16 protein-coding genes and 1 tRNA gene are annotated in these 13,424 nt (G+C 69.7%); 8 read left to right on the top strand and 9 right to left on the bottom strand.

Annotated features, from left to right (window positions below):
- Nucleotides 1-19: 19 nt before the first annotated feature.
- Complete coding sequence (locus ACFQ4O_RS01845) at nt 20-865, bottom strand: DUF3108 domain-containing protein (RefSeq protein ID WP_378773928.1); 846 nt, start codon at nt 863-865, stop codon at nt 20-22.
- 176 nt (nt 866-1,041) lie between these two features.
- Between ACFQ4O_RS01845 and gph the strand changes: the two genes are divergently transcribed.
- Both gph and ACFQ4O_RS01835 read left to right on the top strand, forming a co-directional pair.
- The gene (gph, locus tag ACFQ4O_RS01840) at nt 1,042-1,719 is read left to right on the top strand and encodes a phosphoglycolate phosphatase (RefSeq protein ID WP_378773927.1); all 678 of its coding nucleotides are present in this window, start codon (nt 1,042-1,044) and stop codon (nt 1,717-1,719) included.
- 92 nt (nt 1,720-1,811) lie between these two features.
- Nucleotides 1,812-1,886 (top strand) — tRNA-Val (locus tag ACFQ4O_RS01835).
- 182 nt (nt 1,887-2,068) lie between these two features.
- On the opposite strand, the gene ACFQ4O_RS01830 is transcribed toward ACFQ4O_RS01835, so the two are convergent.
- Nucleotides 2,069-2,815 carry a glucose 1-dehydrogenase gene (locus tag ACFQ4O_RS01830; RefSeq protein ID WP_378773925.1) on the bottom strand — a complete coding sequence of 249 codons (747 nt, stop codon included), beginning with the start codon at nt 2,813-2,815 and terminating at the stop codon, nt 2,069-2,071.
- 104 nt (nt 2,816-2,919) lie between these two features.
- Here ACFQ4O_RS01830 and ACFQ4O_RS01825 point away from each other — a divergent pair, with 104 nt between their 5' ends.
- Nucleotides 2,920-3,285, top strand: coding sequence for an ArsR/SmtB family transcription factor (locus ACFQ4O_RS01825; RefSeq protein ID WP_378773924.1), 366 nt, complete (start codon nt 2,920-2,922; stop codon nt 3,283-3,285).
- 177 nt (nt 3,286-3,462) lie between these two features.
- On the top strand, nt 3,463-3,681 hold the full coding sequence (locus tag ACFQ4O_RS01820; protein ID WP_378773923.1) for a DUF2934 domain-containing protein: 219 nt from the start codon (nt 3,463-3,465) through the stop codon (nt 3,679-3,681).
- 377 nt (nt 3,682-4,058) lie between these two features.
- Here the strand turns inward: ACFQ4O_RS01820 and ACFQ4O_RS01815 are convergent, their stop codons facing one another.
- From ACFQ4O_RS01815 to ACFQ4O_RS01785, 7 genes are read right to left on the bottom strand one after another with little or no spacing between them, the layout of a single operon-like run.
- Nucleotides 4,059-5,117: a tyrosine-type recombinase/integrase gene (locus tag ACFQ4O_RS01815; protein ID WP_378773922.1), complete on the bottom strand. Its 1,059-nt coding sequence runs from the start codon at nt 5,115-5,117 to the stop codon at nt 4,059-4,061.
- A 5-nt stretch (nt 5,118-5,122) separates the two neighbouring features.
- The gene (locus ACFQ4O_RS01810; RefSeq protein ID WP_378773921.1) at nt 5,123-5,398 is read right to left on the bottom strand and encodes a helix-turn-helix transcriptional regulator; all 276 of its coding nucleotides are present in this window, start codon (nt 5,396-5,398) and stop codon (nt 5,123-5,125) included.
- The gene (locus ACFQ4O_RS01805) at nt 5,391-5,729 is read right to left on the bottom strand and encodes a hypothetical protein (protein ID WP_378773920.1); all 339 of its coding nucleotides are present in this window, start codon (nt 5,727-5,729) and stop codon (nt 5,391-5,393) included. The genes ACFQ4O_RS01810 and ACFQ4O_RS01805 overlap by 8 nt, the downstream gene beginning before the upstream one ends.
- The gene (locus tag ACFQ4O_RS01800; protein ID WP_378773918.1) at nt 5,726-6,565 is read right to left on the bottom strand and encodes a hypothetical protein; all 840 of its coding nucleotides are present in this window, start codon (nt 6,563-6,565) and stop codon (nt 5,726-5,728) included. Before ACFQ4O_RS01800 ends, ACFQ4O_RS01805 begins: the two co-directional genes overlap by 4 nt.
- Nucleotides 6,565-7,056 carry a single-stranded DNA-binding protein gene (gene ssb / locus ACFQ4O_RS01795; RefSeq protein ID WP_378773917.1) on the bottom strand — a complete coding sequence of 164 codons (492 nt, stop codon included), beginning with the start codon at nt 7,054-7,056 and terminating at the stop codon, nt 6,565-6,567. Before ssb ends, ACFQ4O_RS01800 begins: the two co-directional genes overlap by 1 nt.
- Nucleotides 7,053-8,261 carry a DNA polymerase III subunit beta gene (dnaN, locus tag ACFQ4O_RS01790; protein ID WP_378773915.1) on the bottom strand — a complete coding sequence of 403 codons (1,209 nt, stop codon included), beginning with the start codon at nt 8,259-8,261 and terminating at the stop codon, nt 7,053-7,055. The genes ssb and dnaN overlap by 4 nt, the downstream gene beginning before the upstream one ends.
- The gene (locus ACFQ4O_RS01785) at nt 8,258-8,662 is read right to left on the bottom strand and encodes a hypothetical protein (protein ID WP_378773914.1); all 405 of its coding nucleotides are present in this window, start codon (nt 8,660-8,662) and stop codon (nt 8,258-8,260) included. Before ACFQ4O_RS01785 ends, dnaN begins: the two co-directional genes overlap by 4 nt.
- A 104-nt stretch (nt 8,663-8,766) precedes the next feature.
- Between ACFQ4O_RS01785 and ACFQ4O_RS01780 the strand changes: the two genes are divergently transcribed.
- The 4 genes from ACFQ4O_RS01780 to ACFQ4O_RS01765 are packed head-to-tail and all read left to right on the top strand — an operon-like array spanning nt 8,767 to nt 13,276.
- Nucleotides 8,767-9,549, top strand: coding sequence for a DNA cytosine methyltransferase (locus ACFQ4O_RS01780; protein WP_378773913.1), 783 nt, complete (start codon nt 8,767-8,769; stop codon nt 9,547-9,549).
- Nucleotides 9,546-10,706 (top strand): helicase-related protein, encoded by a 1,161-nt coding sequence (locus tag ACFQ4O_RS01775; RefSeq protein ID WP_378773912.1) that lies wholly within the window; start codon nt 9,546-9,548, stop codon nt 10,704-10,706. Before ACFQ4O_RS01780 ends, ACFQ4O_RS01775 begins: the two co-directional genes overlap by 4 nt.
- A 27-nt stretch (nt 10,707-10,733) precedes the next feature.
- Nucleotides 10,734-11,672 (top strand): DNA-methyltransferase, encoded by a 939-nt coding sequence (locus ACFQ4O_RS01770; protein WP_378773910.1) that lies wholly within the window; start codon nt 10,734-10,736, stop codon nt 11,670-11,672.
- The gene (locus ACFQ4O_RS01765; RefSeq protein ID WP_378773909.1) at nt 11,669-13,276 is read left to right on the top strand and encodes a DNA primase family protein; all 1,608 of its coding nucleotides are present in this window, start codon (nt 11,669-11,671) and stop codon (nt 13,274-13,276) included. Before ACFQ4O_RS01770 ends, ACFQ4O_RS01765 begins: the two co-directional genes overlap by 4 nt.
- The last annotated feature ends 148 nt before the right edge of the window (nt 13,277-13,424 follow it).

Below are 13,424 nucleotides of genomic sequence, written 5' to 3'. Positions count from 1 at the left end.
ACGCCCTCTGCGGGCGGCGTCAGAGGTTCGAGCCGCGGGCGGTCTTGTCCGCCGGCGCGCCCACCACGAAGGACGAGGCCTGAATCACCGCGAGGCCCACTTCGGTGCGCACGGCGATCTTCCACGGCAGCAGCGCGCGCGTGCCGGCCACGGGCGCGAGCCACACCTCCATGTCCTTGTTGTTTTCGAGGAACGTCACCTGTTTGCGGCCGGGCCTGTGCCCGGCGATGGCCTTGTAGCTCGCCCGGCAGACGATGGCCTTGCCGGAATATTGCCCGGCGCCGGACTTGGACGACTTCACGTCCTCGGTGCGGTCGTAGCGCAGCGTCACGTCGAAGCGCTGGCGGCCGTCGAACACCGGCAGCACCCGGTCGCAGGCGGCGGGCGTCAGCGGGTCGGCGCCTGCGGGGGCGGGCATCATCAGCGCGCTCACCGGATCGACCACGCCCTTCTTGTCGGCCTCCGTCACCGGCACGACGCCGTTGGTCTTCGAGGGTGGCTCCACCGACAACTGGCTGACGGCGTCGGAGGCGAGGGCGAAGCGGATGATCTGGCCCTTGTCGCCGGATTTGGTGTTGATGGCGTAGGCGCTGGGCGAAGGCCGCGCCGGCTCCAGCACGCCGCGGGAGGTGGCGGCGCCACGGCCGCCGGTGAGGAAGCGGGCGAGGCCGGTCAGCCGCACGCTGACGTTCATGTCATAGGCCTTGCCGTCCACGCCGGCCTGCATCGAGGCGGCGCCGATGTTGAAGCCCGCGAGCGTCAGATCGTAGCGGGCGCGCACCCGCGTCTCCTCGGCGGAGGCGGAGGTGGCGACGGCCGCAAGCGAGAGCGCGGCGGCGGAGACGACGGCGATGCGGGAGGCCACGAACATCCTCTGGCTGACGGAATCGGCGCGGGCGGCGGCAGAATCGGCGCGGCCCGCGATCTCCCTGAAGGCTAGAGCAGAACCGGGCTTTTGTGAGGCCCTTCGCGCTTGTCGGGGGCGCGGGCGAGGCGTTAAGCCCTGCGGCGAGCCGATCCCGCCGCTTTCAGGACGCCGCCATGACCTCGACCGCACCGACCATCGTGTTCGACCTCGACGGCACGCTCGTGGAGTCCGCGCCGGATCTGGTGGGAGCGCTGACCGCGGCGCTCGCGGCCGAGAACCTGCCGCCCATCGCCGAGGCCGAGGTGCGGGCGATGCTCGGGGCGGGCGCGCGGGCGCTGGTGGAGCGGGGGCTGAACGCCGCCGGCGTCACTCTGCCGGAGCCGCGGGTGCTGGAGCTCTACCGGGTGTTCCTCGACCATTACGACGCCCACATGGCCGACCGCAGCCACCTGTTTCCCGGCGCGGAGGCGGCGCTGGACCGGCTGGCGGGGAGGGGGGCGCGGCTCGCGGTCTGCACCAACAAGCTGGAGCGCTTCGCGGTCAAGCTGCTCGGGGCGCTCGGCGCGGCCGACCGGTTCGGCGCCATCGTCGGCGGCGACACGTTCGGGGTGGCGAAGCCGGACGCGGCGCCGGTGCTGGGCGCGATCCGGGCGGTCGGCGGCGATCCGGCCCGCGCCGCCATGATCGGCGACAGCGCCACCGACGTCGCGGCCGCGAAGGCCGCCGGAATCCCGTGCGTCGTCATGAGCTTCGGCTACACGCCCGTGCCCGCCCGCGAGCTTGGCGGCGACGTGGTGATCGACCATTTCGACGAGCTGGACGGGGCGCTGGCACGGCTCGGCCTCGTCTGAACCCTGTGGATGACGTCCGGATGCGCGGTTTTTCGCATCCGGGCGATTGAAATCCGCGCCGAACCGTCGTAATGAGCCCTCCTCGCATCGGAGCCCGAATAGCTCAGCGGGAGAGCACACCCTTCACACGGGTGGGGTCACAGGTTCGATCCCTGTTTCGGGCACCATTCTTCCCAAAGATCACATCGCGCGTTCCGCAAGCAGGCGGTGCGCCCTTGTCTCAGCGACAGGCTCGGCCGCGCGTGGAGCGTTCGCATCCGTTCGCGCGCATCCGCCCATGCCGTCCAGACAGGGACCCGCGTTCACGGTCCGCCCAGTGTGGGCGGCGCGTGAGCGCGGGTCCTTCCGGTCAGTGAATGCCGCCGCTCGCGGTGATGTTCTCGCCGGTCACCCAGCGGGCGTCATCCGAGGCGAGGAAGGCGACGACGCCTGCGATGTCGTCGGGCTGGCCGGCGCGGCCGAGCGGCGTGATCGCGACGAATCCGTCCTCCTGCTCCGAACCGACGATGCCCGCCGTGCGCGTGCCCTCCGTCACCACATATCCCGGGCTCACCACGTTCACCCGGATGCGGCGCGGGGCGAGTTCGTTCGCGAGCACCGCCGAGATCGCGTTCACAGCGCCCTTGGTGCCGGCATAGGCGGCCGCCGTCGGCGTGTTCACATGCGTGATGGCCGACGAGATGTTGATGACGCTCGCGCCCTCTCCAAGATGCGGCGAGGCCGCCTGCGTGGCCAGCAGAACGCCGAGCACGTTGACGTCGAACTGACGCCGGTAATGCTCTTCCGTCACCTCTTCGAGCGCGCCGAACTCGTAGACGCCGGAATTGTTCACCAGCACGTCGAGCCGGCCGAACCGCTCCACCGCCGCCTGGATCAGCGCCCGCGCGTCGGCGGCCTTGGACACGTCGCCCTTGACGGCGACGGCCGCGCCGCCCGCGGCGACGATCGCCTCCACCACCGCGTCCGCCCCCGCCTTGCTCGACGCATAGTTGACAACGACGGACGCGCCGTCTTTCGCCAGCGCCTTGGCGATCGCCGCGCCGATGCCCTTGGACGCTCCGGTCACCACCGCGACCTTGCCGTTCAGCTTCGCCATGTCTCACATCTCCGAAACGGGCGCCGCCGGGCTGGCGGCTTTAATCCCATAGTTCGGAAGTATGGAACTAACGATCGCGGATCAAGCCCCTATATGATGGAAACATGAGACCCCTGATTCACCCGGCGATCGAGGATGTGCGTCCCGAGGCGATCATCCACGCGCTGTCCGATCCGAACCGCGCCGCGATCTTCGCGACCATCATGCGCGCCGGCTGCGTGCAGGCCTGCTCCGCCGTGGCGTCGCTGGGCGACCGGGTGATCCCAAAATCGTCTCTCTCCAACCATTTCAAGGTGTTGCGCGAGGCCGGCCTGATCCGCAGCGAGCGTCACGGCGTCGAGCTGCGCAACCATTCGCGCTGGGCGGAGGTGGAGGCGCGGTTTCCCGGTCTGCTGCCGGCCATCCTCAACGCCTACGCCTCCACCATGACGTGCGGCGCGTCGGGCGCGGGCGACGCCGCCGCTTCGTAACGGCGCGCCGGCGCCGCCCGCGCCCGCCGCCTGAAGCCGCCGCCGCGGGAGGGAGGACAGGGCCTGCTGACGTAAGCTTGGTCTTCCGCCATATCCGCCACGAAGCGCGCGCCCGCAGGCCGCGCGGTGGAACCTTCCGCGAGGCCGATCGCTTCCTTCTGAAAACAGGAGGACACCATGGACCGCACGCAGGACATTCGCGACCGCGCCTACCAGATCTGGATCGAGGAGGGCCAGCCCACAGGCCGCGAACGGGAGCACTGGGAGCAGGCCTCCCGCGATCTCGACGTGGCCGGGGAGCCCGAACGGGAGCCCGCCACCGGCGCGGCCGTCGGCGGCGGCGAGAAGGCGGCCGCGACGCTGAAAGGCGCGGGCAAATCCCGCAAGCCGGCGTAAGCGCGGCGAACCTGACAAAAACACCGCGCCGGCCGATCGGGCCGGCGCGGTGAGGGCGCTTTTCTAGACACCCGGCGGACAGACTAAGCGGGTGGAAGCGGCCAAAAATGTGCTGCTTGGTCAATCAAGCGGCGCACATATGCGCGCCATGCGTTCGGAGTTTCCCCGACGCAGACCACCCGACAATGGACAGTCAGCAAGCCAACAACGTCGCGTTGCGCGATGAATTCTTCGCGCAACGGCAAGTGCGCGCGCCTGTTATCCGCGCGCTGAACATAAGATGTTTGGCAAAATGCTTGAAGTCTCTGGCGCTCCCTAGGGGATTGGCCTATCAAGCAAAATCAATATCTTAGCGCGTCCCACCGGCCAATTCTCTCTCACTGTTTTGCAATGCTTTTTTGCTCCAGTGTCCCACCGTTCAGGCGCTCCATGGCGGATGTCGCCAGCCGCTTCCGGTTGGCCCTTTTGGTGTAACGCTCGACCTCCGCGAGCGTCTGGTGGCCGGTGACGGCCATGATCTCGTGCTCGCTCGCTCCGACGTCGGCAAGCCAGGTCGCCATGCCCTTTCGAAGGCCGTGGGCGCTGCAGTGCTTCAGCCCGGCCTCGTCGCAGCGCTCACGAAACCAGTTGCCGAAACCGGCCGCCGTGAACGGCTTGCCGAACTCCGTCACCAAAAACGTCAGATGCCCGCTCGGACAAGCGGCGATGGCCGCCGCAAGCTCCGGCCGAATCGGAATGTCGACCTGGATCGGGGCGCAGTGCTCGTTTTTCGCTTGGGTGAAGACGACGCGGCCGCGACGAAGGTGCTGCGGCCCGAGCCGCGGAGCGTCCTCCCGCCGGCCGGTCGTGCAGAACAGAAGCTCCATGGCGAGCCGCGCCTTGGTGCCCAGCGGATGCCGAGCGCGGAACGTTTCGATTTCGTCAAGCGTCCACGTGTGGTGGCCCGCGGACGCATATTTCAGGCGGGCCACGCCTACGACGGGGTTGGCTGGAACGTGCTTCTTGGCGGCCGCCCATTTGTAAAGCGCGCTGAGCGCCTTCAGGCGCGTGTTGGCGACCGAGGGCTGGTTGGCGAGCTCGTCCCGCAACTCGCCGACGGCGTAGGCGTCCATGGCCGCGGCAGGCCAGAACCCTCCGTCTTTCTCGCGGCAGATGCGATCGAGGGCGCGGCGCCGCCAGCTTTGCGTGCTGACGTCGGTGCCCTTAAAGGCCGCGCTCTCGTAGTACATCAGGCACAGCGCCCGGAACGTGCCGCGGGTGCTGGCGCGGGCCGGAGGCGGCTTGCCCGCCGTGGCCTGCCCGTAGACCGCCATGAATTCGACGCCGCCAACGGGGAGCGGAAGGCGCACCTTCGGGCGGCCTTTGATCCGCACGTAATATCGGACATTGCCGTGACGGTCGACGTCGGAGCAGACATGGGTCAGGTCGACCTTCATCGCGCTTACTGTCCCCAAGGGAGCCTCTTGCGTGGAGCATCGTCCGAAAGGGCGTCAAAGGCCATATCGAGTTTTCGCAGGTCCCAGACCACACAGCCGTCGATCCTGAAAGGCTGGGGCATGCGGCCGTCGCTGACGAGCGCGTCGAACTTGCTGGGGCTCACGCCGATATAGGCCGCGGCGTCATCGCGGCGAAGTCCGCGTGGGGCGGCGGCTAATATCCTCGTGGTCGCCAAGGTCAGCCGCTCGACCGTCGGCGAAAGAGGCTCCATCTTACCCATCTGCCCGCTCCGTCTGGAGTGGCGCACCCTCTCGCCGCGCCAGCTTCCGCGACTGGTTCACCTCGCGTGTCACGCTCTCGATATGCTCGGGATTGACGCAGAGGCTGAAGACGCAGGTGTGGTCGCGGTGCTCGCCCGGCCGCAGCGGCGCGTGGCCGCCGATCACCTCGGCCGCGAAGCGGTGGGCGCGCACCACCTGCCGGCCGGTGCGGAACGAGCCGTACCATTTGCGGTTCCCCGCGCCGCGCGAGCGCGCCCCGGTCCAGAACCAGCAGCCGCAGGGCAGCTTGTCCACATAGGTCATGAAGCGGGGAATGTCGGCGGGGTTCATGGCGTGTTTGCCGACGCAGCGCGATCCATGCGCTCGATCTCCGCCAGGATCAGCGCGCCGGCCCGCACAAGGTCCTCGCGCGGTGATTTCGGCTTCCACCACGACGGGTCCCAAGGCCAGAAGCCGGTGGGGTCGAGGGCTAAGTAGCGGGTGGTTGTCCCGAGATAGGCGGACATGGCGTAGGCCGCGCCGGCGGCCGACATCTCGCCGGCGTCATGAGCGTCGTCGTGCTCGAGGGTCCAGCCCTCCGCCTCGACCTGGCGGCGTCGCTCCGCCAGCACGTCGCGCGCGGCTTCGGTGTCGGAGGTGGCCATTCGCGTGTTGTCGCGCAGCGCCAGATCCTGCGCCCGCGTCATGGCGGCGAGAATGACGAGCTGGGCGCGGGCGCTGCGCTGCGTCGCGTCGGCGCCCTCGACCGCCTCGACGGCTCGGGTCGCCTCGAGCGCGATCTCGTCCAGATCGGAGAGGCCGTGGAATTGGCGGGCTTCGCCCGGCAGGGCGCGCGCGAGCAGGTCGAGGATGCGGGCGCGGCGGTAGTCGCACAACGCCCGCAGTTCCAGGAGCGTGGGAGCCGCGGCGCGCACATCGACATCGTGCGTGCTGAGAAACTGCCGGCCGGCGGCGGACAGCCGCGCCATGCTGGTATCGAAGAGGCTGTCGTGGCTCACGTCGATCAGTCCAGCGTCGGCGGCCAGATTGAGCGTGTCAGGCTCTCCATCGCCACAGAAGTGGGCGATCCATTCGCCGGGCTCGTCGGAGGCATGTGCCCAGCCGCCGGCGCTCGCCATGATGGAAAGCATGAGGTGGACGCGTTCGCGACGCTCGCGAGGGATCATCACCGCACCTCCGGCGCGAACGGAATGTCGTCGTCCATGGGGTCGCGGTAGGTCCCGCCGCCGGAGGCGGGCGCGGCCGCGCTCTGCGTGGAGGTCCGGGCGGCGCCGTAGTCGTCCTCGCTCGCGGGCGGCGGGCGGTCGCCGCGCTGCCCGAGCATGACGATCTGGCCGGCGAAGCCGCGCAGGACGATCTCGGTGGACCAGCGGTCGGAGCCGTCGTTGGCCTGCCATTTGCGCGTCTGGATCTGGCCCTCGACGAAGACTTTCGACCCCTTGCGCAGGTATTTTTCCGCGATCTCCGCGAGGTTTTCGTTGAAGATCACAACCGAGTGCCACTCGGTGCGCTCCTTCCTCTCGCCGCTGGCCTTGTCCTTCCAGCTCTCGGAGGTGGCGATCCGCAGCGAGGCGACCTTGGCGCCGGCCCCGGTGCGGCGGATTTCGGGATCGGCCCCCAGGTTGCCGATCAGGCTGGCGCGGTTGAGCGAGCTCATGCGGCGTCCTTCTCAGATGCGGCGTCGTCGTCGGGGCGTGCGGAGCCGGGCTTGAGGCGCTGGGGCATGACGATGGCGTAGGCGCTCGTGTCCTCGCCCTTGCCGTGCAGGCTCACATGCAGGCGGCGGTCGCCGGTGAGCAGGCGGAGATCCAGCGTGTCGCCGCCGACCCCGGCGAGGGTCTGGGCCAGATACTGGCCGTTGACGCCGACCACGTAGGGAAAGGCTGCGGCGTGGGCGTCGGTCGCGGCGGCCTCCGCGTCGATGGTCATCTCCACCTCGTAGTCGCCCTCGTCGCGGTCGACCACGAGGCGGTCCTCGTGGATCGCGATCCGGATCAGCCGGCCCTTGTCGGTCCCGACCGCGAGCGCCGCCTCGATGGCGCGGGCGAGCTGCTCCCGGTCGATGGTGGCGAGCACGGGCGTGTCGGCGGCGGACGGGGCCACCCGGCGGTAATCGGGATAGGTGGCGTCCACCAGCCGCGACGACAGCGTCACGCCGGCGCAGGCGAGCCGGAAGCGGGCGGCGTCGAAGGCGATCGACGCCTCCCCGCCGGCGCCCGCGGCTTTGGTCGCCAGCGCCACGGTCTCGTTCGGCACGATCACCGGCCGCGCCACCATGGCGCCCGAGATCAGCGGCGCGTCGCGCCAGTTGAGGCGAAATCCATCGCAGGCGACCGCCCGAAGGCGCAGCCCGTCGTCCGCCTCGATCGTCTCCAGGTGGACGCCGCAGAGGTAGAAGCGCGCCTTCAGGTCGGTGCAGGCGGCGTAGGCCACGCCGTCCAGCAGTCCGGCGAGGGTCTTGCCGTCGATCACGAGCTCGGGCGCGTCCTCGCCCGGGGCGGGCGCCGGGGGGAAGTCCGCCGCCGGCAAGGCGGGCAGGCGGGCGCGGCCCCGACCGCCCTTGACCTGGGCGGAGACGCCGTCGGAGGCGATCGCCACCTGACAGCCGTCGTTGAAGCGCTTCAGCACGTCGCGCAGCGCCTTGCCGGGCAGGGTGATCGCGCCCGAGACCTCGATCGCCGCGACCTCGGCCTCGATCGCCCGGTCCAGGTCGGTGGCGGTCAGCTTCAGCTTGGGGCCGTTGGCCTCCAGCTTGACGTGGGTGATGATCGGAACGGTGGTCTTGCCCGGCAGGGCGGCGGCCACGGCGTCGAGGCCGCGGCGCAGCGCCGCGATCTCGATCAGGAGTGAGAAGGCGCTCATGCGCGACTCCGGTAGCGGTGCAGATGCTGGGCGGCGTCGACCGAGGCGGTGTCGAATCCGCGCTCGATCAGGTGGGCGGCCTCGTCCATGCGGCCGCAGCGGATGGCGGCGAGGGCCTCCGCGGCGACGTCCTGCGCGCCCGGCTTCAGGCCCAGCGACAGAAGCAGGGACTCGGTCGCGTGCGACGACAGCTCGTTCTGGTCGACGGCGCCGGCGACCAGCTCGGCCATCTCGTCCGGGTCGGCGTCGGCGAGATCCGTCACGACGAACGCGCCGCGTTCGCGCAGGATCTCGCACACGCGGTCGCGCAGGGCCTCGTCGTCGAACAGACGGCCGGCGATGACCTCGGCGGCGTCATGATCCAGGGGCGGCGTTCGGGGCGGGGCGGCGTTCGCGCTCATGTGGGTGCTCCTTCGGCGTTGAGGCGGCGGCGCAGGGCGGCTACGGCGAGCGCGACGGGCAGGAGCCGAGGACGCGGCCGATCGACGAGCCGGCGGCGACGGTGGTGCCGACCGGAAATGGCGACCAGCTCGTCGCGCCGCATCTCATGACCATGCGCAACGCGCAGAAGCCGTTCAGCGCCGGCGACGAGCCGATGCACACGCTGACGGCCGGCGGGGCGCATCCGTTTCAGGTCGCGGCCTTTTTGGCGCAGCACAACACCGGCGTCGTCGGACATCCCGCCGACGCGCCGCTTTCGACCGTCACTGGCGGCGGCGTGACCGGCTACACGCAGCAGGGCGTTGTCGCCGCTCATCTGACGAAGCAATTCGGCCAGTCGGTCGGCGCGGAGCTCGACAACTGCGCTCCGACCGAGACCGAGAAGGGCAAGACCGGCGTCGTCGCCGCCCACATGCTCAACCTGCGCGGCTCCGACCGGCGTGACGCGCCCGCGGACGAGCCGCTGCGCACCGCGAGCGGCGGCGGCAACCACGCCGCGGAGGTGCGGGCCTTTCTGGTGGCCTATTACGGTTCGGACACCGATGGGCAGGGCGTCGACGATCCCATGCGGACCGTGACCGTCCGTGACCGCCTCGGGCTCGTGACCGTCGAGGGTCAGCTTTACGAGATCGTCGATATCGGAATGAGGATGCTGACCGCGCGCGAGCGGTTCCGCGCGCAGGGCTTCCCGGATTCGTACGTCATCGACCGCGGCCATGACGGACGGCGGCTCACGCTTGAGGCTCAGGGCCGCATGGTGGGCAACTCCGTCTGCCCGCCGCTCGCGGCCGCGCTGGTCGCGGCGAACTGCGCCGACATGGCCGTCGCCGCGGAGGCTGCGGAATGAGCGATATTGCCGCCTATCACGCGCTGATCGCCCGCAAGGCGCCCCGGTCGCCGATGCGGGGCCTCGTGGGCGACCTCGACCTCAACCCCCGCCTGCGGCCGCTGCAGGCGGACGTGACGGCCTTCGCGCTGCGGCAGGGCCAATCCGCCGCCTTCCTCGACACCGGCCTCGGCAAGACGCTGGTCCAGCTCGAGTTCGGCCGGCAGGTGGTGGAAGCGACCAACAGGCCGTTCCTGCTGCTGGCGCCGCTGGCGGTGGGCGCGCAGCACGCCCGGGAGGCGGCGGCGTTCGGGATCGACGCCCGCGTGGTCCGAGAGCCCGGCGAGATCGGTACGCGCGTCTTCATCGCCGATCAGACCGAGATGGGTCGCTATCGGCTGAAGCGGGCGGCGGTGCGGCCGTTCTGGAGCTGGGTGGCGAGCTGGGCGCGCTGCGCCTCGCGCCCGTCCGACCTCGGCCATTCGGACGCCGGCTATGAGCTGCCGCCGCTCTCGATCCCGCGCCACGACATCGCCGTTGATCGCGGCGCGGGGGCCGGCCCGGGCCGGGACGGGCAGCACGCCCTGTTCCGCATGCCCGAGACCAGCGCCACCGCCCGGCATGGCGAGAAGCGCCTGACGCTCGACGCCCGGGTCGGCTTCGTCGCGGATCTGGTCGCGGCGGAGCCCGACGAGCCGTGGATCGTGTGGTGCGAGACCAATTACGAGGCCGACGCGCTCTGCGCCTCCATCCCCGACGCGCTGGACGTGCGGGGCGCCATGTCGCCCGAGGAGAAAGAGGACAAGCTCACGGCCTTCTCGCTGGGCCATGCCAAGCGGATCGTGACCAAGACCTCGATCGCAGGCTTTGGACTGAACTGGCAACACTGTGCGCGGCAGGCCTTCGCCGACCCCGGCTATTCGTACGAGTCGTTCTACCAGGGCGTCCGGCGCTCGTGGCGGTTCGGGCAGACGCGCGAGGTGCGCGCCCATGTGGCCGTGGCCGAAACCCAGATCGGCGAATGGCGCGCGATCCAGCGCAAGGCCCGCGAGCACGACGAGATGAAGGCCGGCATGGCGGAGGCCATGCGCCGCGCCGGCGTCGAAAACCCGATCTTCCAGGCCTATGCGCCGGGCTCCCCCGCCACGCTGCCCGCGTGGCTGGCGAGCCGGCCCTGAGCCGCCCCCTTTCGCAAGGAGCACCCCATGGAGCCGATGACCGGCGCGCCCGTCCTGGCGCAGCATCTGGGCGAAGACTTCGCCCTCTACAATGTGGACACGGTGGAGTTCACCGCCGCCATGCCGTCCGCCTCGGTGGACTTCTCGGTCTATTCGCCGCCGTTTTCCTCGCTCTACATTTATTCCGAGAGCGCGAGGGACATGGGCAATGTGGCGGGCGACGAGGAGTTCTTCGAGACCTACCGCTGCCTGATCCGCGAAAAGCTGCGCGTGACGCGGCCGGGACGGCTGACCGCGATCCACGTCAAGGATCTGGTCTACTACTCGAACAGCTCCGCCAACGGCGACCGTGGGCTGCGCGACTTCACCGGCGCCTGCATCCGCGCCCATATCGAGGAAGGCTGGACCTTCCACGGCCGCGTGACGGTGTGGCGCGACCCCGTGCGGGAGATGCAGAAGGCGAAGCCCGACGGGCTGCTGTTCAAGAACTTCCGCACCGACGCGGCGCGGGTGCGCTTCGGCCTGCCCGAATATGTGGTGACCTTCCGCAAATGGGCGAGTGGCATGGACGACACGCCGGCCGTGACCCACGACACCGACGAGTTCCCGCTCGAGGTGTGGCAGCGCTGGGCCTCGCCGGTGTGGATGGACTGCCGCGAGACCGACGTGATCAACGCCCGGCTGGCGCGCGACCCGGAGGCGGAGAAGCACCTCTGCCCCATGCCGCTCGACCTGACGGAGCGGCTGGTGCGGCTCTACTCCCGGCGCGGCGAGACGGTGTACTCCCCCTTCATGGGGGTGGGCTCCGAAGGCGTGGTCGCGCTGAAATGCGGCCGGCGATTCGTCGGCACGGAGCTGAAGCCGAGCTATTACGCGCAGGCCTGCAAGGAGGTGGACCACGCCGCTGAGACCTATGCGGGCGGGACGCTGTTCGACCGCGCCGCGGACGCGGAGGCGGCGGCGTGAGCGGGTTGGACCCTCAGTCGGCGCCGGCCGGCCTCCGCTCGATTTTGCTCAACGCGCCGATCGTCGCCTCGCACGAGATCGTCGATCCTCTCGCCTTCTCGCTGGAGCTCTCGGGGCTCGACCGCAACGACCAGGGCAACGCCCGCCGCTTCGTGGCGCGCGCCGGCGGCGGGTTTCTCTACGTGTCGGAGGTGGCCTGGGCGCAGTATGACGGCGCGCGCTGGAACGTGGAGGGCGGCGAGGACGCGGCGCGCCGCGCCATCCACGCGGTGTTCGAGGACATCCTGGACGAGGTCGCGGCCTGCCGCGCCCGGGTCGATGACGCCAAGGCCGAGCTGGAGGAGGAGGACGACGACGAGCGGCGGAAGAAGCTCGGGACCGAAATCGTCACCCTTCGGGCGCGTTCCGAGGAGCTGTTCAAGTGGAAGATCGCGAGTGGAAACCGGGCCCGTTACGAGAGCGGGCTCGACGTGGCGCGGCCCTATCTCACGATCGCGGCCTCGGACTTTGATCCGGACCCCTTCGCCATCAACGTGGCGAACGGCACGCTTCGGGTGCGCATGGGGCCGGACGGCCGCCCCGCCGACGACGGCGGCGACCTGATCGAGATGCGGCCGCACGCCCGGGAGGACCGCATCTCGCGGGTGGCGTCCTGCGCCTATGACCCGAAGGCGCGGTGCCCGACCTTCGACGCCTTCCTCGCCCGGGTGCAGCCCGACGCCAGCGTGCGGGCCTTCCTGCAGCGGTTCCTCGGCTACGCGCTCACGGGCGTGACGACGGAGCAGGTCATGCTGCTCAACATCGGGGAGGGGGCGAACGGCAAATCCACCCTGTTCGACCTGGTGGCGAGCGTCGTCGGCGGCTACGGCGCCACCATCGACTTCGCCTCGCTCACCCGCGACGACCACAAGCGGGGCGGGGAGCCGACGCCGGATCTGGCGCGCCTGCCCGGCGTGCGCTTCCTGCGCACCTCCGAGCCCGACGAGGGCGTGCGACTGGGGGAGGCGCTGATCAAGCAGGTGACCGGAGGCGAGCCCATCACCGTGCGGCACCTGAACAAGGGCTTCTTCGAGTTCAAGCCGGAGTTCAAGCTGATCGTCAGCGGCAACCACCGGCCGAACATCCGCGGGCAGGACCTCGGCATCTGGCGGCGGGTGCTGCTGGTGCCGTGGGACGTGATCATTCCCAAGGAGGAGCGGGACCGCGACCTTGGCCGCAAGCTGCTGGAGGAGGCTCCGGGCGTCCTGAACTGGCTGCTGGACGGGGTCCGGCTCTACGCCGAGCGTGGGCTGGAGGCGCCCGACGCCATCCGCGCCGCGACGGAAGAATACCGGCAGGACAGCGACCCGCTCGGGCAGTTCATCGCGCAATGCGTGGTGAAGTCGCCCGGCATGAGCGTGCTCGCGCGCGAGATGTATGACGCCTATGCACGATGGTGCCGAGAAAGCGCTGTGAATTCATTGAAAGAGACAAGCTTCGCCCGACGAATGTCGGATCGAGGATTTTCGCGGCGCAAGACGATGACTGCCAACGTCTATGACAACGTCTATCTTCAGAACATTCCGACCGGGCAGGGCGGCAGGTCCGGCGAGGATCTCGATTGATCGCCAACCCTCCATACCCTCCATAACCCTCCATGGAATTATGCCAGATATGTCAGATAGTTATGGAGGGTATGGAGGGTATGGAGGGTTTGGCCGAACCGCCTGCGCGCGCATGATCTAACGGCTTCTCTCTTCCTTCGTGCGTAGG

The sequence above is a fragment of the Methylopila musalis genome, from assembly GCF_042679725.1.
In the GTDB taxonomy this organism is placed as follows: Bacteria; Pseudomonadota; Alphaproteobacteria; order Rhizobiales; family Methylopilaceae; genus Methylopila; species Methylopila musalis.
The sequence above is the reverse complement of the archived record's forward strand: the minus strand, read 5'-3'. Positions and strand labels throughout refer to the sequence as shown.

Bases quoted from the DNA above. Each gene is read 5' to 3' on its own strand.
- ACFQ4O_RS01810 (WP_378773921.1), bottom strand. From the start codon at position 5,398: ATGGGTAAGATGGAGCCTCTTTCGCCGACGGTCGAGCGGCTGACCTTG.
- ACFQ4O_RS01785 (WP_378773914.1), bottom strand. From the start codon at position 8,662: ATGAGCGCGAACGCCGCCCCGCCCCGAACGCCGCCCCTGGATCATGAC.
- ACFQ4O_RS01815 (WP_378773922.1), bottom strand. From the start codon at position 5,117: ATGAAGGTCGACCTGACCCATGTCTGCTCCGACGTCGACCGTCACGGC.
- dnaN (WP_378773915.1), bottom strand. From the start codon at position 8,261: ATGAGCGCCTTCTCACTCCTGATCGAGATCGCGGCGCTGCGCCGCGGC.
- ACFQ4O_RS01775 (WP_378773912.1), top strand. From the start codon at position 9,546: ATGAGCGATATTGCCGCCTATCACGCGCTGATCGCCCGCAAGGCGCCC.
- ssb (WP_378773917.1), bottom strand. From the start codon at position 7,056: ATGAGCTCGCTCAACCGCGCCAGCCTGATCGGCAACCTGGGGGCCGAT.
- gph (WP_378773927.1), top strand. From the start codon at position 1,042: ATGACCTCGACCGCACCGACCATCGTGTTCGACCTCGACGGCACGCTC.
- ACFQ4O_RS01830 (WP_378773925.1), bottom strand. From the start codon at position 2,815: ATGGCGAAGCTGAACGGCAAGGTCGCGGTGGTGACCGGAGCGTCCAAG.
- ACFQ4O_RS01770 (WP_378773910.1), top strand. From the start codon at position 10,734: ATGGAGCCGATGACCGGCGCGCCCGTCCTGGCGCAGCATCTGGGCGAA.
- ACFQ4O_RS01825 (WP_378773924.1), top strand. From the start codon at position 2,920: ATGAGACCCCTGATTCACCCGGCGATCGAGGATGTGCGTCCCGAGGCG.
- ACFQ4O_RS01805 (WP_378773920.1), bottom strand. From the start codon at position 5,729: ATGAACCCCGCCGACATTCCCCGCTTCATGACCTATGTGGACAAGCTG.
- ACFQ4O_RS01820 (WP_378773923.1), top strand. From the start codon at position 3,463: ATGGACCGCACGCAGGACATTCGCGACCGCGCCTACCAGATCTGGATC.
- ACFQ4O_RS01800 (WP_378773918.1), bottom strand. From the start codon at position 6,565: ATGATCCCTCGCGAGCGTCGCGAACGCGTCCACCTCATGCTTTCCATC.